The sequence below is a fragment of the Ferrimonas balearica genome (assembly GCF_019802055.1).
In the GTDB taxonomy this organism is placed as follows: Bacteria; Pseudomonadota; Gammaproteobacteria; order Enterobacterales; family Shewanellaceae; genus Ferrimonas; species Ferrimonas balearica_A.
In genome coordinates, this window is the sequence record NZ_JAHVHW010000007.1 from 683887 (window position 1) to 710137 (window position 26251).

Here is a 26251-nt window from a genome sequence, read left to right on the forward strand (position 1 = left end):
TGTTTTTAGCGCTGGCAGGTGGCGACCGCGAGGTCGACCAGCACTTCGGCCATGTTCAAGTCCGGGTGGGCCGCTTCCATGCCTTTGAAGCCCGGGGAGGAGTTGGCTTCACACAGCAGGTAGTGGCCATCTTCGCCGCACAGGAAATCCAGGCCAGCAATGTCCAGGTTCAGCAGGGTCGCAACGCGAACGGACAGCTCCACGAGCTCAGGGGTAAGTTCCTGAGGAGAGGTGGTGCCACCGGCGTGTACGTTGGCTTTGAATTCGCCTTCCGCCGCCTGGCGCACCATGGCGGAAACCACTTTACCGCCGACCACGATAACGCGGATGTCGCGACCGTGGCTGGACTGTACGTAGCGCTGGAACATCATTTCCGCTTTCGGGTTTACGTTACCCATCAGCTGCATCATGTCCTTGAACTGGGACTCGCTGCGCATCAGCATTACGCCGGTGCCCTGGCTGCCGCTGCGGGTTTTCAGTACCAGCGGCATGCCCATCTTGCGGATTACCGCATCGGTGTCCACCGGGAAACGAGCCAGCATCGCAGCCGGCATCGGCACGCCCTGGTGGGCCAGTGCAATGGCAGACTGCATCTTGTCACCGCACAGCGCGATGGCGTCGGCGCTGTTCAGTACCTTTACACCCTGCTGGGCCAGGAAGCGCAGCAGACTCAGGGTGAAGTAGCTGGTGGTGGCGCCTTGACGGGGCAGCACGAAGTCGGGCAGCTCCACCGGCTCCTGATCCAGATAAAGACTCGGGGCCAGGTGTTCACCCACCACCATTTCCAGGCGGTCGGGGCGGATCACGTCGATCTCAATACCCCGGGCCTCTGCCGCAGCGACAATACGACGAATTTCGTAGTTGTCTGCCGGCAGATCGGCACGGTCTTTACTGTAAAAAATCCAACCTTTCATTACAGGTCCATATCCAAGTTGCTGTCCTCGGAGTCGCTCCATTCGCCTTTTTGGGGAGAGGCAGTCAGAGCGTAACGGCGTCGGTTCAGCGTGGCCAAATACTTAACCCACACTTTTTCATGGGGGCTTTGGGCTTCGCGCTGCCCTTTGACGACAGCCAGGAAAGCCTCTTCTTCCTCGTTGATTGGCGTCCGCTCGGCGTTGGTCAAGGCTGCATAGGCCGTGCCGTGACGCTCCAGACGCTCGGCTTCACTCAGGGTGAAAAAGCCGCTGCGGGCCAGCCCGCGGGGGTATCGTCTGTCCGCAAAGCGGGACAGAGCGTGAAAACTAACTGGACTCTCTGCCACTGTTGTTGTCTCTCTGCATCGCTCATTTTGAGGAGGCGCGACTATAGGGGAGAAGAGGAAAGCGACAAAACGAAAAAATTCTTGGCTGGACGCAAAAAATCCTCACTGTTTTGTTAAAACTCATTGGCGCAAGATTGAGCAACCTGCTTTGTAAGGGTTTGAAGATGAACCGTATCCCTGACAATTGGCTTGACGCCCCCCTGCGTCAGAAACCTCACCGGTCCCGTCCCCATGACGAGCCTGCGTCGAGGCCCGGGCGACGACGCCCAGCCAAGCCCGTCAGACAGTCTCGAAACGACTGACGCTACACTTATTGCTGAACCCCGTCGGGGTTTGGACGCTGGAGGGCGGTCCCGACGCGCCATGGAGGGTCCAAAGCAGGACAGGCCATGGCGGTTGCTATTGCACCTCTTCTTCTCCTTGGGGCATTGCTGACCTTCAGCAGTGCCCCTGCTCGAGCCTTTCCCACCCTGCCTCTTTTGGCCGATCAGTCCCTGGATGAAGAAGCGCCGCTGACCTCCATCTGGCCAGCACTTTCCGGTGCCCGTTTTGACGACCTGGATGCCATGGTGGCGGAGGGCGAGATCCGGGTACTGACCACCCTGACCCTCGGTTGGTATTACATCGAGAGGGGCCGCCCCAAGGGCAAAGTGGTTTCCCTGCTTGAGCTGCTGAAAGAAGACCTGGTCAAACAGTTGGGCCGGGAAGCGCGCCGACTGAAACTCACCCCCATCCCGGTACGCCGGGACCAACTGATCCCGTTTCTTCTCGAAGGCTATGGCGATCTGATCATGGCCAACCTCACCATCACCCCGGAGCGTGAAGTGTTAATCGCGTTCAGCGAGCCCTGGCGTCAGGGTGTGGCGGAGTTGGTGATCAGCGGTCCGGCCTGGCCTCAGCTTGAGCAGTGGACGGAGCTGGCAGGGCGCACTCTGGTGCTCAGAACCGAGTCCAGTTACTACGCCAGCGCAGTGGCGATGAATGAGCGACTGAGGTCGGCAGGTTTGCCAGAGATGGCGATCATACCGGCGGACCCGAGGCTGGAGGATGAGGACCTATTGGCGCTGGTGGCCAGCGGCCATTTTGATGCCACCGTCATCGACGATCACAAACTGGGCCCCTGGCTCGAGCGGTATCCCAACCTGACCGCCCAGCGCAAAGTGCCACTGCGTCAGGGCGGTGCCATTGCCTTCGGGCTGCGAAAGGACAATCCGGCCCTGCTGGCCCAGATGAACCAGTTTGTTGAGCGGCATCCGCAGGGGAGCCTCAGCATGAACCTGATCGCCCACCGTTATCTGATTGACGATAACTGGCTGAAACCGAGCTTAACCACCGAGCCCTTTGGCCCGGTGCCGGAGTTGGTGGCGCTGTTTCAGCAGTACGGTGAGCAGTACGATTTTGACTGGGTACTGTTGGCGGCGTTCGCCTTTCAGGAGTCGGGCTTTAACCCTCGCGCCAGAAGCCAGGTGGGTGCCGTGGGGATCATGCAGGTGATGCCCGCAACGGCGAGGGATCCCGCCATCGGCATCGGTGATCTGACCAACCCGGATAACAACATCCACGCGGGCACCAAGTATCTGGCTCTGCTGCGGGAGCAGTATTTCAATGAACCGGAGCTCAGCGAGTTCAACCGGGCGCTGTTTGCGATGGCAGCCTATAACGCCGGGCCGAATCGCATCAATCGATTGCGCCGGGCGGCGGCGCAGCGTGGGCGGGACCCGAACGAGTGGTTCAATAACGTGGAGGACCTGGCGGCCGCCGACATCGGGCTGGAGACCGTCACCTTTGTGGCCAACCTTTATCGTTACTACATCGCTTACAAGCGGGTGTTGGAGGAGCAGACGCAGCGGGATCAGATCCGTGAGGTGCTGGAGCGGGGACTGAACCCCAACCGCTGATCTTTTAACGCTTGCTCCAACGCCTGCAGCGCGTCGCGCATGGCGCGGGTGTCGGGGGGCGAATTGGGGTCAAACCGCTGTTGCAGATAGCGCTCGGTCAGCAGCGTCAGCGGCGCATTCAGGTCTGGTCGTTGCTGGGTCAGACGGCGCAGGTACGCCTGAGGCCCCTCACCGCGATTCATCGCCAGTCCGTGACGGCTCAGCAGCTTCAGGGCGCGCCGGTAATGGTGCAGTGGTGCAGGCGTGGCCTTGGGCCAACGCCATAACCCCAGCAGCCAGGCCTGAAACAGCGCCAGCAGTCCGATCCCCATCGCCATCACCAGAGCGATGTCCCATACCCGGAACTGACCGAACCAATCCCGCCAGAGCGTCTGCTGCTTCTGGGTGTCGAACCCCAGCACCCACTGGCTCCAGCGGTGATCCAACAGGCTCATGTAGCGGTGCAGTGCCCGGGCCAGGGGCCATTCGTGCCAGCGCAGCAGCCCCGTGCCCTCCGCCAGAAACTCCGGATCGTCGGCCAGTGCCACTTCGGGTCCCTGCTCGACCCGGGAGGGGGCCACCGCCGCGGTCGGATCAACCAGCACCCATCCGCGCTCCGGCAGATAGAGCTCAACCCAGGCGTGCGCATTGAACTGATAGACGGTCAGCACCGTGCGGTCCGGGCTCAGGTCACCGCCCTGGTAACCGGTGATCAATCGGGCCGGGATCCCCGCCGCGCGGGCCAGAAACACCAGCGAAGAGGCGTAGTGACCACAGAAGCCCGCCTGGGTTTGAAAGAGGAAGCTGTCGATCTGGTCGGTACCCAGCGGCGGTGGACTCAGGGTGTAGCGATAGGGCGCTTCCCGGAAGTGATCCAACACCGACTGCACCATGGTGGTCGGGTCACCGCTCTCAGCCAGTCGGGTTTGGGCCCAGGCGCGACTGCGGGCATTGCCTTCCGTTGGCAATGCCAGGTACTGGCGGCGCTGCTCCGGTGACAGGGGCAACTGGTGGGCGTTCTCCGGCTGCCACTGCAGCGTCAGTTGCTGCCGATGGGAGGGGGCGTTCATCCACAGCAGTCGGCCATCGGTCAGGTGCCCAATCCGGGGGTCGAAACTGGTGGTGCCGGGCAGGGTGGCCAGCCAGGTCTGGTGACTGGGCTGTACCGTCAGGGTGTAGTTTTGCCCCTCCCGTTCGCTGGGCAGGGGAATGGTGGCCTGGGGTGGGGAGCCTTGCCACTGCACGCCGTCAAAGCGGTCCAGCACCAACGCCCGCCAGTACAGTGCCTCCGGGGCGGGAGTGGGTCCGTCGAAACTGGCTCGAAAGGCCAGCTCACCGGAACGGCCCAGTTGGGCAATATCGCCCAACTCCAGGGTCTCACTCAGGCCGGTGTGGGCCACCGTGCTGCCGTGCATCTTCCACAGGGGGCCGATGCGGGGCACCAGCAGAAACAGCAACAGCGCCAGGGGAAGACTGAGCAGCAGCATCTGTGCGGCCAGCTTAGGGCCCGCCAGCAGCGGCCCGGGTCGGTAGATGGAGAGCAGCACCTGGATATTGAGCCAGACGCAGAACAGCAGCAGCGGGGCAACGCCGGGACCAAACCGGTCCAGGGTGTGCAGACCGATCAGGAAGAAGCCGGTCAGCACCACCACGGAGAGATCGCCATGGTGCCGTATTTCGATGGTTTTCAGGCCGTAGGCCAGCACCAGCAGGTTGATCAGTGCGGAGAGCATCCCAACGTGACTGACCACCAGACCGAGGGTGATCAAGGCGCCCAATCCCAACAGGTTCACCAGCAACCGCGGTGGTTTGGCAACGCGGCCAAAGAAGATCCCCAGTCGCCAGAGCAGACAGAGGGTGAGGATCGCCAGGGTCCAGGGAGTACAGTGATTGGCCAGGGGCAGAATGATCGCCACCTGGGCCAGCAGCAGCCAGCCTTGAGTGCGTCGGCTGATGGGGCGGCGACTGGGGCGGGCGGGCATCAGGGACGCTCCGGATACAGGGCCAGTGCTTCCAGGCAGCGTTGGCGGTGAGCCTCACTGAGGTCCGGCCCATAGTGGTGGCTCGCCAACTGCAGGGCGTAGGGCTGCTGATGGCGGTGCAGTTCGTTCATCTGATGGGTCAGGCGGGATAATGCGGTTTCCAGGGGCAGTGAGGGGTCCAGCGTCAGTTCGGCAGGCACCCCCTCCGGGGTGACAAAGGCTTTGGCCTGCCACTCGCCGCCCCGGGCCACCTGCTTCCAGGCCACCCGGGCCAGACTCTGGCCTCGTTGCCAGGGGGTCAGGCCGTGAAAGTCATCGACGCCCGCGTGGTGTCGCTCGCTCTGATGTCCCTGTTCGGACAGAGGTAGGGGAGTCGGAAGCGGCCCAACTTCCGGAGCGGGCCAGACCAGCGCCTGTTGGTCCAGGTCCAGCTTGGACCAGGCTCGGCACAGTCCAAGGGGAAAGGCGCTGGCGATCACCAGCCGTCCCGGGGTTAAGCGGCCCCGTGTTGCCGGAGGATGGGGCACCTGCACCGTGCGGGGCCGATGGCCCACGGTAGCCACGTAACGGGCGGACCCGCCGGTAAAGCGCAGTTCAAGGTGGTAGTGGGGCCGGGATCCAGACAGGGTGACATCAAAGGGCACCGATTCACCGGCATAGCGGGCGTGCCCTTCACCCGCAGAGAGGGAGAGGCCGGAGAGATTGCGAAACGCCAGCAGAAGGCAGGTATTGAACAGGCTCACCAACAGGAAGCAGAGCCCCAGGATCAGGTTGTTCTGGTAGTTGGTACCGAAGATAAAGAGCACCGCGCACAGCACCAGATACCCGATCCCCAGTGCGGTGGGCAGGATAAAGACGCTGCGGTGGGTGAGTTTCTGCCTGCGGGCGGGTGGCATCCGCCGTGCCAGCCACTGTTGCCACCAGCCCCTGGGGGAGAGCGATGAGGTGGTCATCGGATCGGGTTGACCTGCTCAAGGATAAATTGGGAGCGCATCGAACCGTCGGTGTGCTGACCGGCACGCAGCCGGTGCTCGGCCACGGAGGGAAACACCGCCTGAACATCGTCCGGTACCAGATACTGGCGACCCGCCATCAGCGCCCAGGCGCGGGCGGCGGCCAGCAGGGCCCGGCTGGCTCTTGGCGACAGTGGCGCGCAGTCCAGTTCGGGGCGACGGGAGCAGGCCACCAGGTCCAGCAGGTAATCCAGCACCGCATCGGTGGCGGCGACGCGGCTGGCCTGTTGTTGCAGGGCCAGCAGTCGCTCAGGGTCCAGGCAGGCGGGCAGGGTATCCAGCTCGTCGGCCCGGTGGTCCCCCTTGAGCAACCGTTTTTCGGCGGCCTGATCGGGGTAGCCCAGGCTCAACCGCATCATAAAACGGTCCAACTGGGATTCCGGCAACGGGAATGTGCCGGATTGCTCCTGGGGGTTTTGCGTAGCGACCACAAAGAAGGGGGTGGGCAGCGGGTGAGTGGTGCCATCCAGGCTGATCTGGTGCTCTGCCATCGCCTCCAGCAGGGCACTCTGGGTTTTGGGGCTGGCCCGGTTTATCTCATCGGCCAGCAGCAACTGGCAGAAGATCGGTCCGGGGTGAAACTCGAACGCCTTGTGCTGGGGGTCGAAGATGTTCACCCCCAGCAGATCGGCGGGCAGCATATCGGCGGTGAACTGCACCCGGCGGTAACTGAGCCCTAGGGTGCGGGCCAGTGCCGCCGACAGGGTGGTTTTCCCCATCCCGGGCAGGTCCTCGATCAGCAGATGACCCCCGCCAAGCAGGCAGGCCATTGCCAGACGAAGGGCGTTGGATTTGTCCAGCAGGACCTGTTCCAGTTGTTTCAGTGCGCCGTTCAGATCGGAAGACATGCCACCATCTCAATAAGTTAGGGGGACTTAACACTATTGGTCAGGATCCCCGCCCTTGCCAGTAGGCTTTTCGGCGAAACGGTTGATCAGGTCCATCGGCACCGGGAACACCAGGGTGTTGGTGCGGTCAGACGCCACTTCCGTCAGAGTTTGCAGATAGCGCAGTTGCAGCGAGTTGGGTTGGCTGACCAGCACTGAGGCCGCTTCCGCCAGTTTCGCCGACGCTTCCAGTTCCCCGGTGGCGTGAATCACTTTGGCCCGACGCATCCGCTCCGCTTCCGCTTGACGGGCCATGGCCCGAACCATCGACTCAGAGATGTCCACATGTTTGATCTCGACGTTGGCGATCTTGATGCCCCAGTTGTCGGTGTGCTGGTCCAGAATCGATTGCAGATCCCGGTTCAGGGTCTCCCGCTCGGCCAACAGTTCATCCAGCTCGTGCTGACCCAGCACCGAACGCAGGGTGGTCTGCGCCAGTTGGCTGGTGGCTTCCAGGTAGTTCTCGACATTGTTGATCGCCATCTCCGGATCCAGCACCCGGAAGTAGACCACGGCGTTAACCCGTACCGACACGTTGTCCCGGGTGATCAGGTCCTGGGTTGGCACATCCAGTACGATGGTGCGCAGATCCACGCGAACCATCTGCTGCACAATGGGGATGATGATGATCAGGCCGGGCCCTTTGACCCTTTGAAAACGTCCCAGCAGGAATACCACTGCCCGCTCGTACTCCCTGAGAATGCGGAACATGCTGACCAGCAGTGCCACCACCAGAACCAGAACACTGAGAAGGGTGTATTGGGTGATCATTCGGACTCCTTGCTTTTGCGTACGGACAGGGTCATCCCCTGTCGGTGGAGAATGGTGACGGCTTCGCCGCGTTCCAGAACCTCATCACTGGTGGCTTGCCATATCTCGCCACCGAACCGCACCCGACCCGGGCCGGGAAAACCGTCGACAACCTGCGCCTGAGCGCCTTCCAGTTGTACATCGCCGGTGGTGGCCGGGCGTCGTCGGGCTCTCAGCACCATGCTCAATACCAGGGTGAACACCCCCAGTGAGGTCAGTGAGATCCCCAGGATCAGGGGCAGAGCAACCTGGTAACCGGGCAGGTCGGAATCCATCAGCATGGTGGAGCCCAGCGCAAAGGCGATGACGCCACCAATGCCAAACAGTCCGAAGCTGGGACTTAATGCTTCGGTAATCATCAGGATGATCCCCAGAATCATCAGGGCGAGTCCGGCGTAATTGAGAGGCATCATCTGAAGGGCGTACATCGCCAGCAGCAGACAGATGCCTCCCAGCACTCCCGGCAGGCCGACGCCGGGGTTGTAGAACTCCAGGATCAGACCGTATATCCCCACCAGCATCAGGATGTAGGCCACATTGGGATTGGTGATCACCGCCAGGAAGCGGTGGCGCCAGTTGGGGGCACGGGTGACCAGTTCACCCTGGCTGTCGATGACGTGAGGTTGGCCGAGCAGGGTGACCTCACGGCCATTGATCGCCTCAAGCAGGGACGGAATGTCCCCGGCGATCAGGTCAATCACCCCCATCTCCAGCGCCTCGCTGGCGGGCAGACTGGCGGCTTCGCTCACCGCCTTCTCCGCCCACTCGGCGTTGCGGCCATGGAGCTCCGCCAGACTGCGGATGTAGGCGATGGCGTCATTCAACGCCTTCTTCTCAAGGGTGGTTTTCGCCACCACCTTGTCATTGTCCTCCGGGGACGCCTCCGGCTCACCGGCTGATGGGTCAGTGTCGGGATCCGGAGACGTGGGCTGGCTGGGCATCCCTATCGCCACCGGAGAGGCCGCCCCCAGGTTGGTACCTGGTGACATGGCAGCCACATGGCTGGCCAACAGCAGGTAAGTGCCCGCGCTGGCGGCACGGGCACCGGAGGGGGAAACATAGGTGGCAACGGGCACCGGACTTTGAGTGACGGCCTGGATCATCTCCCGCATGGCAGTATCCAGTCCGCCGGGCGTGTCCAGTTGGATCACCACCAGAGAGACATCATTCTCCGCCGCATCCTCCAGTTGATGCACCAGAAAGTCGGAGCTGGCAGGGCCGATGATCCCCTTTATCGGCACCACCCACACCTGAGCGCCCACACTGGGCGCCAGTAGCAGCAGGCAAAGCAACAGCACACGCATGGCCGCCTCCGGGCCGGTTAACCTGCCTTAAGTGTAGGCAAATCAATAGTCGCGGGTGCGTTCGGGTTCACTCATCAGAGGGATCTCCCGTCCGGCCAGTGCGGCATAAATCAGCTGGTAGCTGAGGATAGCCTCAATGTATTCACGGGTTTCCCGGAAGGGCACGGTGGCAACAAAGCGGGCGGCATCCAGGCTGCCGTCGCTGCGGCCCAGCCATCGGGTTACCCGGTGGGGGCCCGCATTGTAGGCGGCGGAGGCCAGCAGGCGGTTGCCGTCGTAGCGCTCCATCAAACCCTGATAGTAGGCACTGCCCAATTGGATATTGCGCTTGGGTTCGTAGAGATCGTCAGGGCCGCCATAGCGGGCGCCAATCTGCTTGGCGGTGCGTTTGGCGGTTGAGGGCAGCAGTTGCATCAAACCGTAGGCGTCGGCATGGCTGCGGGCCTGGGGATAGAGGGCACTCTCCCGACGGGCCACTGCCTGCAGCAGTGTCATGTCCAACTCGCGCATCTCGGCATAGCGCAGGAACTCATCTCCGTAGGCGGTGGGAAAGCGCCAGGGCAGGGCATCCCACATCTTGCCTATGATGGTGCCGTCGACGGCCAGGAAGTGCCATTGGCGTTCAAAGGCGATGGCGGTCAGCGCTGTTTGCTGTGAGGGAGTCAGGCGAACCATCTGCCAGCGCCACTCTTCCCGGGCTTCCGGCTCTCGTCCCAGTGCCATCAACTCCTGGATACGCAGCACCCCCTCCAGCGTCACCACTTCCGCTTTGCTCTGTTCGGAGATGGTGGGCAGGGTGATGTTCATGGCATAGGGCTGACCCAGTTGCTGGGCAGCCTGGAAGCCGTAGAAGTTGCGCTCATTGGCCAGGGCCAGCCAGAGGTTGAGTCCCGCCTCCTGCTGTCCCTCCCGTTTCAGGGCATAGCCCCGCCAGAATCGCCATTCACTCTTGTTGGCGTTCTCTTCGGAGAGGTGCTCCATCCAATACAGCAGCCCGGCCCAATCTGCCTCGAAAATTGTCTTTCGCAGCCGGATAATCACCAGATTATCGCTGGCGCTTTGAGCCAGCTCCGGGTCCAGTTTGCTGCTCCACTCCCCATTCTGGATAAGCGCCCGGTAGAGCAGCGCGTAACGCACCTCTGGCTCGAACTTGCCAAGCTCATCCCGCCAAGCGTTGTAGCGGTTCCAGGCACGGCTGGCGTCCTTCTTGGCCAGCCGCTTCAGGGTGACGGCGGCGATCGCCTGCCCGGTTTCGCCCATTCGGGTCAGAGGCGGCGTGTGGCGCAGTTCGTTGGGGTGGGTATAGAGGCGTACCAGCAGGTCGCCCTTGGTGCGGGCGGCTTTGCTGAGGTTGCTGTTCAGATAACGCAGCAGGGAGACCTGGCCAGCTTCATAGGCCAGCAGCATTCGCTGCCAGACCATCTCATCACCGCGCTGGCCGGCTTTGGTCCAGGCCTTGAACAGGGGGTCACAGGCCTTGTCCCGGCTCTTACCGTATAACCAAAGCGATTCGGCACCGTCCCAGGCGGTGGCCGTATCCCCTTGACTCAGCTTGGCCCGGTAGTAGTAGCAGCGCAGCGTTTCATTGCGCGGCGGTTCGGGACTGATGGTCAAAAAGGCGTTCCAGTCCTGACGGCTGCCCCGGGAGACCAGATAACGGTGCTTGAATGGGTGATAGAGCGGAGTCGGGGCCAGGCTCTGCAGGATCTCAACCGTCTGCTGGGCGGTCAGTTCGTTCAGTTGCCGCAGGCGATAGTGGTAGTCCAGATAGGGGGTAAGGGGGTAATCGTCCAGTTGACGGCGCAGCGGATAGTACACGCTGGTCAACCCCTGCGACAGTGCGTCGCGGGCTTGCACATAGCGCGCTCTGTCCCGTTCGAGCGTGTCGGTATCGCCGCTCGAAACGGGGGCTTCGGAGGCTGCCTGGGCCCCCGAATGGATAAAAGTGAAAAGGCACAACAGGCCACAACATGCCCAACGGTGTAACTTCATTACCGGACACTCCTTGCCTCGATAGCGCAAGCTTAGTGTCCGGTGGCGCCGAGGTACAACTCGGATCAGCTGGGATTTTCAGTGATTTCGACCCGTTCGCTTAAAGCCTGTTCAAGTAGCGCCTGATCGGGCTTCTTACTGCTCTCTGCGCCCAGGTTTTTTAACTGCTCACCCTGACGCAGAAGGTTGCCGCGACCCTGTGAAAACTTGTTCAGCGCCTGCTGATAGCTGCCCTGGGCGGAATCAATGGCTCGGCCAAGTTTGAGCAGGTCGTCGGAGAACCCCACCAGCTTGTCGTACAGCTTGCCCGCCGCCTGAGCGATCGCCTGGGCGTTCTGGCTTTGATGCTCATAGCGCCACAGGTTCTGGATGGTGCGCAGCGCCACCAACAGGCTGTTGGGGCTGACCAGCATGATGTTGCGCTCCAGCGCTTCGTTGATCAGGCTGGGATCCCGCTCAATGGCGGTGACAAAGGCCGGTTCCACCGGGATGAACATCAGCACGTAGTCGAGACTGCGCAGCCCCTTCAGCTTGTGGTAGTCCTTCTGCCCCAAAGCCTTGATGTGACCACGGATGGAGGCCAGATGCTCCGCCAGCGCCTGTTCCCGGGCGGTGTCATCTTCGCTGCTGTAGTAGCGCTCATAAGCGACGAGCGACATTTTGGCGTCGATGATCACATCCTTGCCGTCGGGCAGGTGGACCACCACATCCGGCTGGAACCGCTTGCCATCCTCCTGCTGATAGCTGGCCTGGGTTTCATATTCGTGCCCTTCGCGCAGGCCGCTCTGGTCCAGCAATCGACCCAGCACCACCTCGCCCCAGGTGCCCTGGGCTTTGTTGTCCCCTTTCAGAGCCCGGGTCAGGTTAACGGCGTCGTCGCTCATGCGTTGATTCAGCGCTTTAAGATCCATCAGCTGCCGCTCCAGAGCGTGACGCTGTTTGCTCTCCTCGGCGTGGCTGCTTTGCACCTGCAACCGGAACTGGTCCAGCTGCTGACGGATCGGCGTCAGCACCGCATCGAGACTCTGGTGGCTCTGCTGGGCAAACTGCTGCTGTTTCTGTTCGAAGATGCGGTTGGCCAGGTTCTCGAATTGGGCGGTCAGGCGCGCTTCGCTCTCCTTCTGGCTGGCCAACTGCTCCCGCAGCGCCTGCTCCTGGCTGCGGCTCTGCCCCAGGGCAGCATGCAGCCGGTTAAGGTCCTGCTCCTTGGCGCTCAAGCGGCCCACCAGTTCGTCCCGTTGGTCGGTCAACTGTTCAGTGTCGTGGCTCAGCAGCGCCAGGCGCTGGCGCAGGTAAAGCAGAGTGAACAGAGAGGCCAGCAGGGGGAGGCCCAGGCCAAGGGCGATCCAAAGCGTTGTGGTCATAACGATACGGGGTTGAGGCTAAAACCACAGAGTGTCATTGCGGGGCGGGTGCTGCAAGGGGAGGGCGCGCGACTGATCATAAGCTAAGCGGCGGAAAAATCAGCGATCGGTTGTACGGGTTGGGCCGTATCTGAAATCATTCCCCCACTGGCAGGGTCTATAGCCAGAGTCAACGAGATGGACACTTATGACCGTGAAAACTCAAAACGCCTGGAATCGCATCCGGGAATCGGAGATTACGCCCGAGAGCGTGTTTGCAGATCGGCGCCGCATTCTGAAGCAGTTGGGCTTTGTTGGCGCAGGCACGCTGCTCTCGTCATCCGCCAATGCCGGGGTGCTGGACTTCCTCTTCGGGGAAGGTGACCAGGCACAGTTCGCTCGCCATGCCCTGCAGCACAGCAAAAACCTGACCTTTGACCATCTGGTCAACGGCCCGCTGACACCGGAAGATAAGGTGATCACCCATAACAACTTCTACGAGTTTGGCACCGCCAAAACCGATCCGGCGGAGCGTGCCCAGGGGTTGCAGGTGCAGCCGTGGCAGTTGGTGATTGATGGCGAGGTGGCCAAGCCGCTGACGCTGGATTACGACGACCTGTTCAAGCTGGCCCCGCTGGAGGAGCGGATCTACCGTCTGCGCTGCGTAGAAGCCTGGTCCATGGTGGTGCCCTGGCTGGGTTTCCCGCTGGCGGCCTTGTTAAAGCGGGTCGAGCCCACCAGCAAGGCCCGATTTGTGGCCTTTGAAACCCTCTATGACCCGGAGCAGATGCCGGGACAGCGTAACCGTTTCGTTGGTGGCGGCATCGATTACCCCTATGTCGAGGGGTTGAGAATCGACGAGGCGATGAACGACCTGACCCTGCTGAGCGTGGGGCTCTACGGCAAAACCCTGCCACCGCAAAACGGGGCGCCCATTCGGTTGGTGGTGCCCTGGAAGTATGGCTTTAAGAGCATCAAGTCGATCGTGCGGATTCGATTGGTGGAGTCGATGCCTCCCACCACCTGGAACCTGTTGGCCAGTAACGAGTACGGCTTCTACGCCAACGTGAACCCCGGGGTGGATCACCCGCGCTGGTCTCAGGCCTCGGAACGTCGTATCGGCGCTGGCGGGCTGTTGTCGGCCAAGCGGATCCCCACCGAGATGTTCAATGGCTACGGCGATTACGTCGCATCGCTCTATCAGGGCATGGATCTTCGCAGGTACTACTGATGGGACGCAGGCAGATGTTCGCCCTGAAGGCCACGCTGCACCTGAGTTGTGCGCTGCCGCTGCTCTATCTCTATCTGGCGGTGGTCAGCGGCGCAGCGGGAGGGGACCCGGTACAGTACATCATCCACTTCCTCGGCATGGGGATACTGAATACGCTGGCGGCCACGCTGCTGGTCTCTCCATTGGCGCGTTGGCGTCGCTGGCCCTGGTTGATTAGGGTCCGACGTCTGCTGGGACTTTGGTGCTTTACCTATGCGCTGCTGCATCTCTCCGCTTTTCTGGTGTTCGACCTGCTGATGGATTGGTCGCTGCTGCTGACGGAGATCGTCAAGCGCCCCTACATCATGGTGGGCATGGCGGGATTTCTGATTCTGCTGGCGTTGGCCGTCACCTCACCGAAGGCGGTGCAGCGAAGGGTGGGCCGCCATTGGCAACGCCTGCACCGCTGGGTGTATCTGGTGGCCGTACTGGGCCCGATTCACTTCTGGTGGTCGGTGAAGTCGGGCAACTGGGAACCGGCGCTGTACCTGTCTGGATTCCTGCTGTTGCTGGCTCTGCGTCGCCGTGGCATTTGGCCAAAATGGACCTTTCGCCGCCTTGGGGCTGACAGCAAGGGCTAAAAAATGGTTAACTTTCCGTGACTTTTACTGTTGTCGGAAAGATAAAACAATGAGAACGATCCTCTTTGCCGGCTTGGCCGTATTCGGCCTGTCTGCCTGTCAAACCTCCGAACCCGTCGCCGTTGAACCGGCTCCCTGTCTGGCTCAGTGCCAGTCAGAGCAGTTTCAACAGGTCTCCCAGCAACTGATCGATGACCTGTGGCGCCTCTCTCCCACCTGGGCGCTCTACAGCGGCGTGTACGATTACGCTGACCAACTGGTGGTGCCGGACGCCGACGCCCGCGCTCGTTCGCTGGCCTTCGTGGCCAAATGGCGCAAGGCGCTGGACGCCTTTGATAACGCACCGCTCACCAGCAACGCCCGCACCGATAAGGCGCTGCTGGACAACCTGCTCGATTCCATGGAGTGGGAGGTAACCCGCTTCAAAGCCTGGCAGTGGAACCCGGCGCAGTACAACGTGGCGGGGCCCTTTGCCCGATTGATGAACGAAGAGTACGCCGACCTGGATATCCGCCTCAAAGCGGTGTTGGGTCGCATGGGTAATGTCAGCCAGTTTTATGCTGCGGCCCGGGGCAACATCAATAACCCGACGCTGGAACATACCCAGTTGGCGATCCTCCAGAACAAGGGTGGCCTCGCGGTATTCAGCGAGGAGATGCTGGCCAAAGCCAAAGCATCAGGTCTGAGCGATGCGGACAAGGCGCTGTTTGAGAAGCGCTTCCTGGAGACCCGTCAGTCCATTCTCAGCTTTATCGGCTACCTGGAGAGTCTGGAAGCGGATTTGAAAGCCAATGGCGCCCGCTCTTTCCGCATCGGTGAAGCGCTTTACGAAGAGAAGTTTGCGCTGGATATTCAATCCGGCATGACCGCCCGCCAACTGTATGAGAAAGCACTGGCAGATCGGGCTCAGGCCCAGAAGCAGATGCTTTCCATTACCGAACAGCTGTGGCCCAAGTACTTCCCCACCAAGCCGATCCCCCGCGATGGAATGAAGGCGGTCAGAACCCTGATTGACCACCTGTCGGCCCGGCACGTTAAGCGCGACAACTTCGTTGCCGAGGTGAAAGCGCAGATCCCGGAGCTTGAAGCCTTTGTCCGTCAGCATGACCTGATCACCCTGGACCCCAACAAGCCGCTGGTGGTGCGTGAAACGCCCCCCTATATGCGCGGCTTTGCGGGCGCCTCCATCTCGGCACCGGGCCCGTTCGATAAGGACGCCAACACCTACTACAACGTCACCCCGCTGGATGGGATGACTGAGGAGCAGGCGGAAAGCTACCTGCGGGAGTACAACCACTGGATCCTGCAGATCCTCAACATCCATGAGGCGATCCCCGGTCACTACACTCAGCTGGTGTACTCCAACGAATCCCCCTCTCTGGTAAAAAGCCTGTTTGGTAACGGCGCCATGGTGGAAGGCTGGGCGGTTTACACCGAGCGGATGATGCTGGAAGAGGGCTACGGTGATTTCGAGATGGAGCTGTGGCTGATGTACTGGAAATGGAACCTGCGGGTGATCACCAACACCATCATCGACTACGAGATCCAGGTGCTGGGTGCCGACGAAGCCGCCATCATGGACCACCTGGTAAACGGCGCGTTCCAGCAGCATGAGGAGGCGGCCCAGAAGTGGCGTCGCGCGACTCTGAGCCAGGTGCAGCTGACCTCCTACTACGCCGGTTTCCGGGAGATCTACGACTTCCGTGAAGACTATAAGCGGGTTAAGGGCGACGCCTTTGATCTCAAGGCGTTCCATGAGCAGTTCCTGTCCTACGGCAGCGCGCCGGTGAAGTTTATCCGCGCACTGATGCTGGAACAGGCGCAGTAAGGAGCAGAGCATGGCGCGGACAGAGGTAACGCTGCTGCTGATGCAGATCCGCGATAACCCCCAGACCCGTGAAGAGGAGTGGCGCAGCTTCGCTCAGTTTTGCGGGCTGGAGCGGACGCAGATCCGCATCCTGAACCTGTTCGATACCCCGGAGTTTGGGCCCGAGGTGTTGGAGGGGGTGGATGGGCTGCTGGTCGGGGGGTCCTCGGAGGCCAGCGTGCTGGAGCCGGAGCGCTACCCCTTTGTCGAGCCAGCCATGGCGCTGCTGCGTCACTGCATTAGCATCAAGCTGCCGGTGTTCTGCTCCTGCTTTGGCCACCAGTTGGCGGTTCGCGCGCTGGGTGGCGAGGTGATCCGGGATGAGCGGGATTTCGAGATGGGCACCGTGCCCATCCTGCTGACCGCGGCGGCCCGAACGGATCCCCTCTACCACGATATGCCACAGGGGTTTATGGCGGTGTCGGTGCATCGGGAGCGGGCGCTGGTGGTGCCGGAAGGTTGCACCCTGCTGGCCTACACCGAACCCTGCACCCACAGCTTTAAGGTGGATGGTGCGCCGTTCTGGACCACACAGTTTCACCCTGAAGTGGACAGGCCGGTGTTGATCCAGCGGTTAACCCAGTTTGCACACCACTACACCGATGGCGAAGACCACCTTCGTGAAGTGCTTGAGAGCGCTGAGGAAACCCCGCTTTCCAACGACCTGCTTCGCCGCTTTGTCGACCGGGTATTGCTGGCGGAGTGACGTGCGCAGATGCGGAACAAAAACAAAGGGGCCGATTGGCCCCTTTCTGTTGTAGATTCCGGTCAGAACCGATACCCCAGTCCCATCAGGGCGCTGTTGCTGGCAAAGCCGTTATCCATGGCGATGTGCTGGTACTCCGCGGTCAGATCCCAATGCTGGCCCAACCGGAAACCCACACCCCCACCGATGTAAGGGCGAACGCCCTGATAATCGAACCGCTCTTCACCCTGGTACCGGATCTCGTGAGTGGCTTTGCCGTAGTTCACGCCCGCTCGGATAAAGGCATAACTCCAGCTGCTGACCGGCAACGTCCCTTTCAGGCCCAGCGTGGCGCCCCGGTAATCCAGCGACTCCTGCAGCAGCCCCAGAGAGAAAGCGGTCCCTAAGCCCCCACTTTGCTCCACCCAGGCGGCGTCCACCGCCAGATGGTCGTTGAAATGGTAGCGATAGCCCAACTGATAGCCGAAGCCGAGATCAAAGGCGTTACGGCCAGTGGCCATATTGGAGCCCACGCTGACCCAGACCTGATGGGGGTCCACAGGCACTTCGGCCAGAGCGAGGGGAGAAACGAGGGCGGTAAGCAAAAGACCGGTACGAAACATCGTGTACTACTCCGTGTTTGTCGTGCCGCGCAACTAAGGGTGCGACCTGATGGTTTCGTCATGTCGACGATGGGATAAGGGGGGGGCATCGGCCTGGACACCCCCCGGAAACTTAGGGGGAAACGGCTCTTTTCAGAGTGCTGGCGGGCTTAAAGGCCGGCACGGTTTTCAGCGGGATCTCTATCGCTTCCCCGGTTTGCGGGTTACGTCCGGTGCGGGGCAGGTGGTGACGAATTTCGAACACCCCAAGCGGCGGCAGGTAGACGGTTTCCCCTTCATGCAGGGCTTTGGCGATGATCTGCTCCAGTTGAGCGAGAACGAGTTTGCACTGGCTCTGGCTCAGCTCGCTGAGTTGCGCCATCCGCTTAATCAGTTGTTGTCGATTCACAGTCGGCTCCGTCGGCAAAAGGCGCTGTTATACAGAAGCCTCAGACTGAAACAAGGGGGCCGGACCGTGAGCGGTGAGGATATCGCCAAAAAAAACGGCACCCGAACTCCGGATGCCGACAATTCCAACAAGACAGTGTGGGAAGAGCATGAATCTGTTAAGGATTGTAGACAGGACATTCACAATAAACTGTGATCCCGCTCATGCCCTGTTAACGCCGTTGTTCCGGCTGGATTTGTTCCAGATCACCGTTTCTCAATTTTGATGCTAATTGAGAATTATTCCTATTGAGGCGAGGCAATATTCCTGTCAGTATCCGTTGCCGTATCCAACCTTCCAAAACCTTCTTGGGGTAAGTTTCATCATGAAATCACGAGCCTTGGGCATCGTCTGTGCGCTGATGAGTGGTGCGGCCATGGCCAGCAGCCTGCCGCAGGCGGAGCAGAACCAACAGGCCTTGCAAAACGCCGCCCGGGACACGCAAACACAGGTGGACCAACTGACCGAGCAACAGCTGAATCAGCAAGCGGAGCTGGAGCGGGTCAAAGAGGAGATCAGCAACCTGACCGTCTATCGGGATCACCTGAAGCGTCTGGTCGCCGATCAGCAGCGCGAACTGGAGAGCCTGGACGGGCAGTTGGCGGGCATCGAACAGACCCGCTCAGGTCTCGTGCCCCTGATGTACCGCATGCTGGACGATCTCAACACCCTGGTTGAGGACGACATGCCCCTCAAGTCCCGTCAGCGTCAGGCACGTCTGGCAGACCTGAACCAGATGATGGGCCGCGCGGATGTCGCGGATGCGGAGAAGTTCCGCCGCTTGCTGGAGGCGTACCAGATTGAGATGGAGTATGGCCGTCGCCTGGGCACCTACCGGGATACCCTGATGCTGGACGGGCAGAGCCCCCGTGAGGTGGAGTTTCTGCACCTGGGTCGTCTGGCTCTGATCGCCCGCAGTCTGGATGGTCGTGAGTATTGGGTCTGGCAATCCGGCCAGTGGCGTGACGTTGCTGGTATTAGCCCCAGCCTGCTGAGTCAGGCTTACGGTATTGCCGCAGGCCATCAAGCGCCTGCGCTGTTGACCCTTCCCCTGAGCCAGGAGATCCAATGATGCGCCGTCTGACCCACTCTGCCATGACCGGCATGATGCTGATGATTGCTGCCGGTGCCATGGCCGATACCGATCTGGCTGCCCGCAGCGCGGAAGTACGTGCCGAAGAGGCCCAACACAATCAGCAACGCGAAGCGCGCCACCAGGCCAGTGCCGCCGAAGTCACTGCGGAGCTGCGTGCTCAGCAAGCGGCACTGGACGCCCTGAAGCGAGAGGTTGCGAGCCTGAGTGACAGCTTCAGTGGCAACGAACGTGCGTTGTCCGACAAGGAAACCGAACTGACTCTGGCCACCGGCGCACTGGGTGAAGTGTATGGCGTGGTGCGCCAGGTGGGCGGTGAACTGGCTGCCGAACTGGAGCGGGGGCCGCTCTCCCTGACTGCGCCGGAGCGCATCGAACAGGCTCAGGCGATGGCCCGGGCGGATCGCCTGCCGGAACTGGCGCAACTTCAGGCGCTGCCTGCCCTGATGCTGGCGGACATTGACGAGAGCGCCGCCATTACCCAGGTGACGCTGCCGCTGGCCCAAACCGACGGCAAGATGGCGGATGCCACCTTGTGGCGTGTTGGTCCCTTCAACCTGATTGCGGAGCAGGGTTTTGCCCAGGTGGACAGCGGCCGTGGCCTGGCCACCCTCTATCCCCGTCAGCCCGACTTTTCCCTGCCGGGGCAGTCCGACACTCTGGTGATCGATCCCGCCATGGGTGAACTGCTGGACCAGTATCAGCAAACCCCGACCTTGACCCAACGCCTGGCCCATGGTGGCCTGGTGGGTCAGGTGATCCTGGCGCTGCTGGCAGTGGGTGGAGTGATTGCCCTGGTGCGTGCGGTGGTGTTGCTGCGCAGCCAACTGGCCATCAGCAAACAGTTGAAGCAGACCAGCGCCAACGGCAACAACCCGCTGGGTCGTATTCTGGGGGTGTATCACGCTCAGAAGCACCACAACCTGGAAACCCTTGAGCTGAAACTGCTGGAAGCGATCGTGAACGAGCAGCAGGGGCTGGAAAAGGGCCTCTCCATGCTCAAGCTGCTGGCGGCCATCGCTCCGATGCTTGGCCTGCTCGGCACCGTAACCGGCATGATTGAAACCTTCCAGGTGATCACCCAGTACGGCAATGGTGACCCGAAAGTGATGGCCGGTGGCATCTCCATGGCTCTGGTGACCACGGTGCTGGGTCTGGTGGCGGCGATGCCGCTGCTGCTGGCTCACAACCTGCTGTCCACCCGGGTGGCGGTGATCCGTAGCCTGCTGGAGAAGGAAAGCATTGCGCTGGTGGCGGCCCACGCCGATGGGGAGTCCAAGGCATGAACCCGTGGTGGGACTGGATAGCTCAGTTTATGGCTCGGGGCGGTCCGCTGCTCTGGGTGCTGGCTGCCGTCGTACTGATGATTTGGGTGCTGATGATGGAGCGCGTGCTGTTTCTGGCGCGCCGCTTCCCGGCCCAGTCCGCCCGCTGGCAGGCTCAATGGCAGGCCAGAACGGAACGCACCAGCTGGTACGCCGAGGCGTGCCGGGAAGGGATCCTCGGTCGGGCCGAGCGCGCCCTAAATGCCAACCTCAACTTCATCAAAGCGCTGGTGGCGATCTGCCCGATGCTGGGACTGCTCGGTACCGTGACCGGCATGATCAGCGTCTTTGATGTGATGGCGGCTCAGGGCACTGGTAATCCCAAGTTGATGTCCGCTGGCATTGCCATGGCCACACTGCCGACCATGGCGGGCATGGTGGCAGCCCTGGCGGGACTCTTTGTCCACGCCCGTTTGCAGAAATACAGCCAGCGTGCCCTGCACGGCCTGGCCAACGCGTTGCCCCGGGAGAATTGAGATGCGAATTTTGCGTCCCGCCCCTCAGCAGGAGGAGGCCCAGGTGGACCTTACTCCGATGCTGGATATCGTCTTTATCATGTTGATCTTCTTTATCGTGACCACCTCCTTTGTGCGGGAGTCCGGTATTGAGGTCAATCGACCTGAAGCCTCTACCGCCGCGTCTCAGGCGGGTGCTGGCCTGTTTGTGGCCATCAACAACCGCAACGAGATCTACATCGACCAGCGCCGCATCGACATCGAGCGGGTGCAGGCCAACCTGGAGCGTCTGCGCGCTGACCAGCCTGAGTCACCGTTGGTGATTCAGGCGGATGAGCGGGCCTTTAACGGCGTGGTGGTCAAGGTGATGGATGCGGCCAAAGCCGCTGGCATTACCGACATCGCCCTGGCGGCGGAGCCGGGCCAATGAGGGATTACCTGCTGGCCCTGGTGCTCGGTAGCGCCATCACCGCCGGGCTGTTCAGCCTGATGGCGATGATGGTGACCGGCGTGCCGGGCGCGGCCCCCAGCGAACCTGGCCCGGCACCGGTATCGGTCTTGATGGTGGAACGCCCTGAGCAGTTGAATCGCCGCAGCCGGGCACTGCCCGAGCCGCCGCCACCCCTGCCGGAGTTGCCTCAGGCTCAGGTGGTGGACAACGCCAGTAACCGCTCAGTGGATATGGCGATGGACATCCCCGCTCTGAGCCTCGATGGACCGGGCGATATCCAGATCGGCATGCCCGCCAAAGCGGATCTGGCCACCGCCGACCGTCAGGCGATGCCGCTCTATCGGGTCGAGCCGGTCTATCCTCAGCGCGCGCTGCGGATGCGTGCCGAGGGCTACGTGGTGATGGAGTTCACCATTGATGAGCAGGGGCGCCCCCGCAATATCAAGGTGATCGAGTCTGAGCCGGTACGTCTGTTTGACCAGGCTGCAATGAAAGCGCTGGCGCGCTGGAAATATCAGCCCAAACAGGAGGAAGGCAAAGCGGTGCCCCAGCCGGGACAGACCGCCAAACTGGAGTTTAAGCTGAACCGATGAGAACGCTGATCCTGTGCCTGGCCCTGCTGGCCGGCACCGCACAGGCTGCCATGAGCCCCATCATGGCCAGCAAGGTTCAGGAGGCCTGGAACCTGTACGAGCAGGACCAGTTGGCCGATGCTATCGCCCTGCTGGCACCACTGGAGCCTCGCGATGCGGAGGCGAAGGCGTACGTTTCCCGACTGCTGGGCAGCCTCTACTGGGCTGCCGAACAGCCGGACAAGGCGTTGGCCCAGCTGGAGATTGCACTGAACAGCGGTGTACTCAATGAGATGACCGCCGCGCAAACCCGCCGCATGGTGGCGGACATTCAACTGATGAATGAGCGCTTTTCCGATGCGTTGGGTCACTACCAGTGGCTGCGGGACAATGCCCCGGCGGAGCTGGTTACCGCGGATCTGCATCTGCGTATCGCCCAGAGCCACTTCCGTCTGGAGCAGTGGGCCGAGGTGATCCCCGCGGCTAACGCGGCGGTGGCTCTGGAGCCCTCTGTCTCCGCTTACCAGATGATGCTGAGTGCGCATCAGCAACTGAACCAGTGGCCCCAGGCGCTGAGCGTTACGGCGTCGCTGATTGAGCTGGAGCCGAATCGCCTGAGCTGGTGGCGTCAGCGGGCCAGCGTGCAGCTTCGGCTGGAGGATCAGGAGGCGGCCCTGCGCACGCTGGCACTGGCGGAGCAAAACGGCCTGCTCGAAGGGGAGGGGGACTACCGCTCCCTGGTGCAGTTGTTCGCCAACCGTAACCTGCCTGAGCTGGCCGCTCGCTATCTGCAAACCCAACTGGGCAAGAACCTGCCCGACAGCGCAGACGACCGCGCTCAACTGGCTCGTTACTGGCAGATGGCCCGGGAATGGGAGGCTGCCCAACTGGCCTGGGGTCATGCTGCCGAACTGGAGAGCCGCTACCGGGTCAATCAGTTTGAGGTGCGGGTGATGGCGTCGGAGTTTGGCTCCGCCGTTCGTTTATTGCCTCAACTGGACGCTTTGTCGCTGAGTGACGACGAGCGACTGCGGGTTGAGATGATGGCGGTCCGAGCCTTCTACCAGATGGGCCAGTATGCCGAGGCGCTGGAGCGCGCCGAGCGGGCCAGACCCTATGACCAGGAGGCCGCCGATCCCTGGATGGCATTCCTCCAGGAAAAGCTCGCTCTGTGAATCTGACGCCCGGCTTCCGCCGGGCGTTTTTTTGCCGAAGACAACCCGGCGTTCCGATGCTGGCCTGCCATACTCACTGGGTAGTGAAGTCTTTGGAGTGGTTGATCCCATGCGTTTTTGTGCGCTTATCCTGCTGTGCTGTCTGAGTGGGGGAGCAGCGGGGGAGGATCGACTGCCACTGTGGTTTGCTGATTTACGCCAGGAACAGGCGGCACGCGAGATTGAGGGACAGTTGGCGATCCTGGCGGCAGCGGATCTGGATCCCCGGTTTGCTGACCTTCATGGCCGCCTCAGACTGGCCTCCGGTCCGCGAGAAGCCAGCCCGCTATACACCGAAGCCTACCTGATGATTCAGGCGTTCTGGCGCGAGACCTATCGCTTCCCGCCGGGACAGTTGGAGTTTGATGAGCCTCTGGCGCTGCTGCCGCAGCCGGGCTTTGCCACGACCATGGCGCACGACGCAGCCCAGGGCCGACTGTATGAACGGGTGCTGGCGCTGGAGCCCCCGGTGCCTTACTACCTGGCCTTCTCCAACCGATTGCGCCGTCTTGAACATCTGGCGCTCCAACCGGCCCCGGAAATCAGCGCATGGGGCCTTATCAAGCCTGGCGAACATCACCAGGAGATCCCGGCAATCCGCACTCAACTGGCCCGTCTGGGCGATTATCCCGGTCGTACCGATTCATTGCGCTATGACGCTGGCCTGGTGGCGGCGGTGGAGCAGTTCCAGCGTCGGCACGGCCTTAAGGCCGATGGGGTGATTGGCCCCAAAACCCGTCGCTGGCTGAGGATAGATTACCGGGAGCGGGCGCGGTTGCTGGCACGAGCCATGGTGCGGCAAGCCCATGACCGTCACTATTTTGCGCCGGACCACCTGCTGGTCAACATTCCTGACTATCGTCTGGACTGGGTTCAGGCGGGGCAGTCGCGGTTTCGGGCACGCGTCGTGGTGGGCATGCCAACCCGGCGCACTCCCCGGATGCACAGCGAACTGCACAGTGTGGTAGTGAATCCCTACTGGAATGTGCCACGCTCAATCCTTCGCAAGGATCTGCTGCCGCGGATCCTGACCGATGGCAGTTATGTCCGCCGCAACGGCTTTGAAGTGCTGGACCAGGAGAACCGGACTCTATGGCTCTCACCGGATGAGTTGTCCCGGCTCGCTTTCCAGGGGTTTCCCTATCGTCTGAGGCAGAAACCCGGCCCCGGCAACGCCCTGGGGCGTTATAAGTTCCACCTTGTGAACAGCCAGGCGATCTACCTCCACGACACGCCAAAACAGCGCCTGTTTGACCAAAGCCACCGTGCGTTCTCATCCGGTTGCATCCGGGTTCAGAATGCGGAACTGCTGGCCAACCTGCTGTTGCAGGCGCAATCGCCCAGTGGCCCCCCTCTAAGCCGTTATGTGGGGGCATCCGGCCCCCGCTGGTTGACTCTCAACCAACCCTTGGCGGTGTACATGGTGTACTGGAGTGCCTGGATGGAGCAGGGACTCGCTCAGTACCGGGATGACATCTATGACCTGGATCGGCGGGTGACTCACCAATGGGCAGAGTCAACAAACTGAATGGAGATAAATAAGGCAAAAGAGTTACTTGGCGAGATTGGTATCTGCTGGTGGTGATTTAGAAGATACAAATGACTTGAAAGCTCAAAAAGTGATCGGTAGGGTGGGCCAGATAAAGAACGGGAAGGGACACACTTCCTGAGAACAAATGCCTTATCTTCGGGTTCGCTATGTCAGAGATCTGCACATTTCGTCGGCGCCTTTTGGGCGGCGCCGGGGCCACATTGATGTTGGCCGGGTTACCAAAATTCGCTCATGCCAGCCGCCAGGCGCCAGAGACTCAGCCCCGCTCCCTGAGTTTCTATAATCGCCATACCGGCGAGCGCACCACCGCCGAGTTCTGGGGGGAAGGCCACTACCAAAGTGAGGGCCTGACTCAGTTGGATAAAGTGCTTCGCGACCATCGGGTCAACGAAGTGGCGCCCATTGACCGTGGTCTCTATGACATCGTCTTTCAGCTTGCCCGGACGCTGGACTATGACAAGGAGATCCACCTGATCTCCGGTTATCGCAGCATGAAGACCAACCAGATGCTGGCAGCCCGCTCCGGTGGTGTGGCCAAAAAGAGTTACCACACCAAAGCGATGGCGATGGACATCGCCATGCCTGGCATCGATCTGGCGGATCTGCGTAAAGCCGCCCTCTCTCTTCAGGCCGGTGGCGTGGGGTACTATCCCCGCTCTGGTTTTGTCCATGTGGATACCGGCCCGGTACGACGCTGGTAAAAAGGCGATATGCCGCTTGTTGCCCGCTTAAACGCTGTGTTAGAATCCGCCGGCTTTTAAAGCTAAGTGCCGACGTTGGTCGCAAACGTCGGCATCTTTATTTCTGATTTTTGAGGTTTTACCTATGTCTTTCGTATTCGAAGCCAAAGTCCGCACCGACGCGGGGAAAGGTGCGAGCCGCCGCCTGCGTCACGCTGGTCTGATCCCTGCCATCATCTACGGTGGCGACGCTGAAGCTGTTTCCATCGAGCTGGATCACGACAAGATCCTGCACGCTCAGGATGAAGACGCTTTCTACACTTCTGAACTGACCCTCGTTATCGATGGCAAAGAAGTAAAAGTGAAAGCTCAAGCCATGCAGCGTCACCCCTACAAGCCGAAAGTCACTCACATCGACTTTAAGCGCGTTTAATCGCCAGCTTGTATGAAAAAGGCACCCTCTGGGTGCCTTTTTCTGTTTTAGGCTGTCTAACCTTATCTTTCCAGCGACCTTTTGGGAGTGACGTTATGATTCTGGCCCGTTTACGCCGTTTGCTCAGCAGTGAGCAGGATTCCGCGATCAAGCAGAGTGAGGTGGATGCCCGGCTGGCTTGCGCCGCTTTGCTGTTGGAGGTTTCCCGCAGTGATGGCAGCCACGGCCCTGAAGAGAAGGCGGCCATCTGGCATCTGTTGGAGAGAGGGTTCTCCCTGTCGGAGCGGGAGCTGCGGACCCTGTTTGATCAGGCTCTGGAAGTGAGCGAAGAGGCTTCTGACCTGTTTGCCTTTACCTCTGTGGCGAAGAAAAACCTGAATCAGGACCAGAAGGTGGCGCTGGTTCGTGGCTTGTGGCAAGTGGCCTATGCCGACGGGACTCTGGATCCGGAGGAGGAGGGGGTAATCCGAAAGGTGTCGGAATTGCTTTACGTCAGCCACGGCGATTACATTCAGGCCAAGCTGGCGGCACAGCCGTCACAGTAAGTCAGAGAG

Annotated in this window: 26 protein-coding genes; 15 read left to right on the forward strand and 11 right to left on the reverse strand. The window is 61.2% G+C overall.

Translation table 11 applies throughout. From position 1 onward, the window contains the following. Positions 1-5 precede the first annotated feature (5 nt). A complete protein-coding gene (locus KUV52_RS10620) occupies positions 6-914 on the reverse strand; it encodes a RimK family alpha-L-glutamate ligase (RefSeq protein ID WP_222525912.1) in 909 nt (302 codons plus the stop codon). Beyond that, on the reverse strand, positions 914-1261 hold the full coding sequence (maoP, locus tag KUV52_RS10625; RefSeq protein WP_222525913.1) for a DUF413 domain-containing protein: 348 nt from the start codon (positions 1259-1261) through the stop codon (positions 914-916). Before maoP ends, KUV52_RS10620 begins: the two co-directional genes overlap by 1 nt. Positions 1262-1650: 389 nt before the next feature. On the opposite strand from maoP, the gene KUV52_RS10630 reads away from it, so the two are divergent. Beyond that, positions 1651-3159, forward strand: a complete 1509-nt coding sequence (locus tag KUV52_RS10630; RefSeq protein ID WP_222525914.1) for a transglycosylase SLT domain-containing protein — start codon at positions 1651-1653, stop codon at positions 3157-3159. On the opposite strand, the gene KUV52_RS10635 is transcribed toward KUV52_RS10630, so the two are convergent. The 7 genes from KUV52_RS10635 to rmuC all read right to left on the reverse strand — a co-directional run bounded on the left by KUV52_RS10635 (position 3114) and on the right by rmuC (position 12490). Next, complete coding sequence (locus tag KUV52_RS10635) at positions 3114-5120, reverse strand: DUF3488 and DUF4129 domain-containing transglutaminase family protein (RefSeq protein WP_222525915.1); 2007 nt, start codon at positions 5118-5120, stop codon at positions 3114-3116. The two genes, KUV52_RS10630 and KUV52_RS10635, sit on opposite strands and share 46 nt — an antisense overlap. Next, complete coding sequence (locus KUV52_RS10640) at positions 5120-6073, reverse strand: DUF58 domain-containing protein (protein ID WP_222525916.1); 954 nt, start codon at positions 6071-6073, stop codon at positions 5120-5122. The genes KUV52_RS10635 and KUV52_RS10640 overlap by 1 nt, the downstream gene beginning before the upstream one ends. Next, the gene (locus tag KUV52_RS10645; RefSeq protein WP_222525917.1) at positions 6070-6981 is read right to left on the reverse strand and encodes an AAA family ATPase; all 912 of its coding nucleotides are present in this window, start codon (positions 6979-6981) and stop codon (positions 6070-6072) included. The genes KUV52_RS10640 and KUV52_RS10645 overlap by 4 nt, the downstream gene beginning before the upstream one ends. A 33-nt stretch (positions 6982-7014) precedes the next feature. After that, complete coding sequence (locus KUV52_RS10650; protein ID WP_222525918.1) at positions 7015-7791, reverse strand: slipin family protein; 777 nt, start codon at positions 7789-7791, stop codon at positions 7015-7017. Continuing rightward, positions 7788-9134 (reverse strand): NfeD family protein, encoded by a 1347-nt coding sequence (locus tag KUV52_RS10655; RefSeq protein ID WP_222525919.1) that lies wholly within the window; start codon positions 9132-9134, stop codon positions 7788-7790. Before KUV52_RS10655 ends, KUV52_RS10650 begins: the two co-directional genes overlap by 4 nt. 42 nt (positions 9135-9176) lie before the next feature. After that, positions 9177-11126 (reverse strand): transglycosylase SLT domain-containing protein, encoded by a 1950-nt coding sequence (locus KUV52_RS10660; RefSeq protein ID WP_222525920.1) that lies wholly within the window; start codon positions 11124-11126, stop codon positions 9177-9179. 65 nt (positions 11127-11191) lie between these two features. Next, entirely contained in the window at positions 11192-12490 is a 1299-nt protein-coding gene (rmuC, locus tag KUV52_RS10665) for a DNA recombination protein RmuC (protein WP_222525921.1), read from the reverse strand. Positions 12491-12677: 187 nt separating this feature from the next. Here rmuC and msrP point away from each other — a divergent pair, with 187 nt between their 5' ends. The 4 genes from msrP to KUV52_RS10685 are packed head-to-tail and all read left to right on the forward strand — an operon-like array spanning position 12678 to position 16893. Continuing rightward, a complete protein-coding gene (gene msrP, locus KUV52_RS10670; protein ID WP_222525922.1) occupies positions 12678-13700 on the forward strand; it encodes a protein-methionine-sulfoxide reductase catalytic subunit MsrP in 1023 nt (340 codons plus the stop codon). Further along, the gene (msrQ, locus tag KUV52_RS10675; protein ID WP_222525923.1) at positions 13700-14320 is read left to right on the forward strand and encodes a protein-methionine-sulfoxide reductase heme-binding subunit MsrQ; all 621 of its coding nucleotides are present in this window, start codon (positions 13700-13702) and stop codon (positions 14318-14320) included. Before msrP ends, msrQ begins: the two co-directional genes overlap by 1 nt. Positions 14321-14369: 49 nt before the next feature. Then, entirely contained in the window at positions 14370-16148 is a 1779-nt protein-coding gene (locus tag KUV52_RS10680; RefSeq protein WP_222525924.1) for a DUF885 domain-containing protein, read from the forward strand. Positions 16149-16158: 10 nt separating this feature from the next. Beyond that, positions 16159-16893 (forward strand): type 1 glutamine amidotransferase, encoded by a 735-nt coding sequence (locus tag KUV52_RS10685; protein WP_222525925.1) that lies wholly within the window; start codon positions 16159-16161, stop codon positions 16891-16893. A gap of 62 nt (positions 16894-16955) precedes the next feature. On the opposite strand, the gene KUV52_RS10690 is transcribed toward KUV52_RS10685, so the two are convergent. Continuing rightward, on the reverse strand, positions 16956-17495 hold the full coding sequence (locus tag KUV52_RS10690) for a porin family protein (protein ID WP_222525926.1): 540 nt from the start codon (positions 17493-17495) through the stop codon (positions 16956-16958). A 112-nt stretch (positions 17496-17607) separates the two neighbouring features. Beyond that, positions 17608-17883: an HU family DNA-binding protein gene (locus tag KUV52_RS10695; RefSeq protein WP_222525927.1), complete on the reverse strand. Its 276-nt coding sequence runs from the start codon at positions 17881-17883 to the stop codon at positions 17608-17610. A 364-nt stretch (positions 17884-18247) separates the two neighbouring features. On the opposite strand from KUV52_RS10695, the gene KUV52_RS10700 reads away from it, so the two are divergent. From KUV52_RS10700 to KUV52_RS10745, 10 genes are all read left to right on the forward strand, one after another. After that, a complete protein-coding gene (locus tag KUV52_RS10700) occupies positions 18248-18994 on the forward strand; it encodes a DUF3450 domain-containing protein (RefSeq protein ID WP_222525928.1) in 747 nt (248 codons plus the stop codon). Continuing rightward, entirely contained in the window at positions 18991-20301 is a 1311-nt protein-coding gene (locus tag KUV52_RS10705) for a MotA/TolQ/ExbB proton channel family protein (protein ID WP_222525929.1), read from the forward strand. Before KUV52_RS10700 ends, KUV52_RS10705 begins: the two co-directional genes overlap by 4 nt. Continuing rightward, positions 20298-20816 carry a MotA/TolQ/ExbB proton channel family protein gene (locus KUV52_RS10710; protein WP_222525930.1) on the forward strand — a complete coding sequence of 173 codons (519 nt, stop codon included), beginning with the start codon at positions 20298-20300 and terminating at the stop codon, positions 20814-20816. The genes KUV52_RS10705 and KUV52_RS10710 overlap by 4 nt, the downstream gene beginning before the upstream one ends. A gap of 1 nt (position 20817) precedes the next feature. Continuing rightward, a complete protein-coding gene (locus tag KUV52_RS10715) occupies positions 20818-21225 on the forward strand; it encodes an ExbD/TolR family protein (protein ID WP_222525931.1) in 408 nt (135 codons plus the stop codon). Beyond that, positions 21222-21839 carry an energy transducer TonB gene (locus KUV52_RS10720; RefSeq protein ID WP_222525932.1) on the forward strand — a complete coding sequence of 206 codons (618 nt, stop codon included), beginning with the start codon at positions 21222-21224 and terminating at the stop codon, positions 21837-21839. The genes KUV52_RS10715 and KUV52_RS10720 overlap by 4 nt, the downstream gene beginning before the upstream one ends. Then, positions 21836-22993, forward strand: a complete 1158-nt coding sequence (locus KUV52_RS10725; RefSeq protein WP_222525933.1) for a hypothetical protein — start codon at positions 21836-21838, stop codon at positions 22991-22993. Before KUV52_RS10720 ends, KUV52_RS10725 begins: the two co-directional genes overlap by 4 nt. Before the next feature lie 109 nt (positions 22994-23102). Continuing rightward, positions 23103-24560, forward strand: a complete 1458-nt coding sequence (locus KUV52_RS10730; RefSeq protein WP_222525934.1) for a murein L,D-transpeptidase — start codon at positions 23103-23105, stop codon at positions 24558-24560. A gap of 170 nt (positions 24561-24730) precedes the next feature. Further along, the gene (locus KUV52_RS10735; protein ID WP_222525935.1) at positions 24731-25285 is read left to right on the forward strand and encodes a DUF882 domain-containing protein; all 555 of its coding nucleotides are present in this window, start codon (positions 24731-24733) and stop codon (positions 25283-25285) included. A 124-nt stretch (positions 25286-25409) separates the two neighbouring features. Continuing rightward, on the forward strand, positions 25410-25697 hold the full coding sequence (rplY, locus tag KUV52_RS10740; protein ID WP_222525936.1) for a 50S ribosomal protein L25: 288 nt from the start codon (positions 25410-25412) through the stop codon (positions 25695-25697). A 95-nt stretch (positions 25698-25792) separates the two neighbouring features. Then, on the forward strand, positions 25793-26242 hold the full coding sequence (locus KUV52_RS10745) for a TerB family tellurite resistance protein (RefSeq protein ID WP_222525937.1): 450 nt from the start codon (positions 25793-25795) through the stop codon (positions 26240-26242). The last annotated feature ends 9 nt before the right edge of the window (positions 26243-26251 follow it).

What these genes read in the sequence shown, in the direction of transcription:
- KUV52_RS10690 (WP_222525926.1), bottom strand. Translation starts at nt 17,495, where the DNA reads ATGTTTCGTACCGGTCTTTTGCTTACCGCCCTCGTTTCTCCCCTCGCT.
- KUV52_RS10745 (WP_222525937.1), top strand. Translation starts at nt 25,793, where the DNA reads ATGATTCTGGCCCGTTTACGCCGTTTGCTCAGCAGTGAGCAGGATTCC.
- KUV52_RS10700 (WP_222525928.1), top strand. Translation starts at nt 18,248, where the DNA reads ATGAAATCACGAGCCTTGGGCATCGTCTGTGCGCTGATGAGTGGTGCG.
- KUV52_RS10645 (WP_222525917.1), bottom strand. Translation starts at nt 6,981, where the DNA reads ATGTCTTCCGATCTGAACGGCGCACTGAAACAACTGGAACAGGTCCTG.
- KUV52_RS10660 (WP_222525920.1), bottom strand. Translation starts at nt 11,126, where the DNA reads ATGAAGTTACACCGTTGGGCATGTTGTGGCCTGTTGTGCCTTTTCACT.
- rmuC (WP_222525921.1), bottom strand. Translation starts at nt 12,490, where the DNA reads ATGACCACAACGCTTTGGATCGCCCTTGGCCTGGGCCTCCCCCTGCTG.
- KUV52_RS10685 (WP_222525925.1), top strand. Translation starts at nt 16,159, where the DNA reads ATGGCGCGGACAGAGGTAACGCTGCTGCTGATGCAGATCCGCGATAAC.
- KUV52_RS10730 (WP_222525934.1), top strand. Translation starts at nt 23,103, where the DNA reads ATGCGTTTTTGTGCGCTTATCCTGCTGTGCTGTCTGAGTGGGGGAGCA.
- KUV52_RS10725 (WP_222525933.1), top strand. Translation starts at nt 21,836, where the DNA reads ATGAGAACGCTGATCCTGTGCCTGGCCCTGCTGGCCGGCACCGCACAG.
- KUV52_RS10715 (WP_222525931.1), top strand. Translation starts at nt 20,818, where the DNA reads ATGCGAATTTTGCGTCCCGCCCCTCAGCAGGAGGAGGCCCAGGTGGAC.
- KUV52_RS10620 (WP_222525912.1), bottom strand. Translation starts at nt 914, where the DNA reads ATGAAAGGTTGGATTTTTTACAGTAAAGACCGTGCCGATCTGCCGGCA.
- KUV52_RS10710 (WP_222525930.1), top strand. Translation starts at nt 20,298, where the DNA reads ATGAACCCGTGGTGGGACTGGATAGCTCAGTTTATGGCTCGGGGCGGT.
- KUV52_RS10680 (WP_222525924.1), top strand. Translation starts at nt 14,370, where the DNA reads ATGAGAACGATCCTCTTTGCCGGCTTGGCCGTATTCGGCCTGTCTGCC.
- KUV52_RS10655 (WP_222525919.1), bottom strand. Translation starts at nt 9,134, where the DNA reads ATGCGTGTGCTGTTGCTTTGCCTGCTGCTACTGGCGCCCAGTGTGGGC.
- KUV52_RS10705 (WP_222525929.1), top strand. Translation starts at nt 18,991, where the DNA reads ATGATGCGCCGTCTGACCCACTCTGCCATGACCGGCATGATGCTGATG.
- KUV52_RS10640 (WP_222525916.1), bottom strand. Translation starts at nt 6,073, where the DNA reads ATGACCACCTCATCGCTCTCCCCCAGGGGCTGGTGGCAACAGTGGCTG.
- rplY (WP_222525936.1), top strand. Translation starts at nt 25,410, where the DNA reads ATGTCTTTCGTATTCGAAGCCAAAGTCCGCACCGACGCGGGGAAAGGT.
- KUV52_RS10630 (WP_222525914.1), top strand. Translation starts at nt 1,651, where the DNA reads ATGGCGGTTGCTATTGCACCTCTTCTTCTCCTTGGGGCATTGCTGACC.
- msrP (WP_222525922.1), top strand. Translation starts at nt 12,678, where the DNA reads ATGACCGTGAAAACTCAAAACGCCTGGAATCGCATCCGGGAATCGGAG.
- msrQ (WP_222525923.1), top strand. Translation starts at nt 13,700, where the DNA reads ATGGGACGCAGGCAGATGTTCGCCCTGAAGGCCACGCTGCACCTGAGT.
- KUV52_RS10720 (WP_222525932.1), top strand. Translation starts at nt 21,222, where the DNA reads ATGAGGGATTACCTGCTGGCCCTGGTGCTCGGTAGCGCCATCACCGCC.
- KUV52_RS10735 (WP_222525935.1), top strand. Translation starts at nt 24,731, where the DNA reads ATGTCAGAGATCTGCACATTTCGTCGGCGCCTTTTGGGCGGCGCCGGG.
- KUV52_RS10650 (WP_222525918.1), bottom strand. Translation starts at nt 7,791, where the DNA reads ATGATCACCCAATACACCCTTCTCAGTGTTCTGGTTCTGGTGGTGGCA.
- KUV52_RS10635 (WP_222525915.1), bottom strand. Translation starts at nt 5,120, where the DNA reads ATGCCCGCCCGCCCCAGTCGCCGCCCCATCAGCCGACGCACTCAAGGC.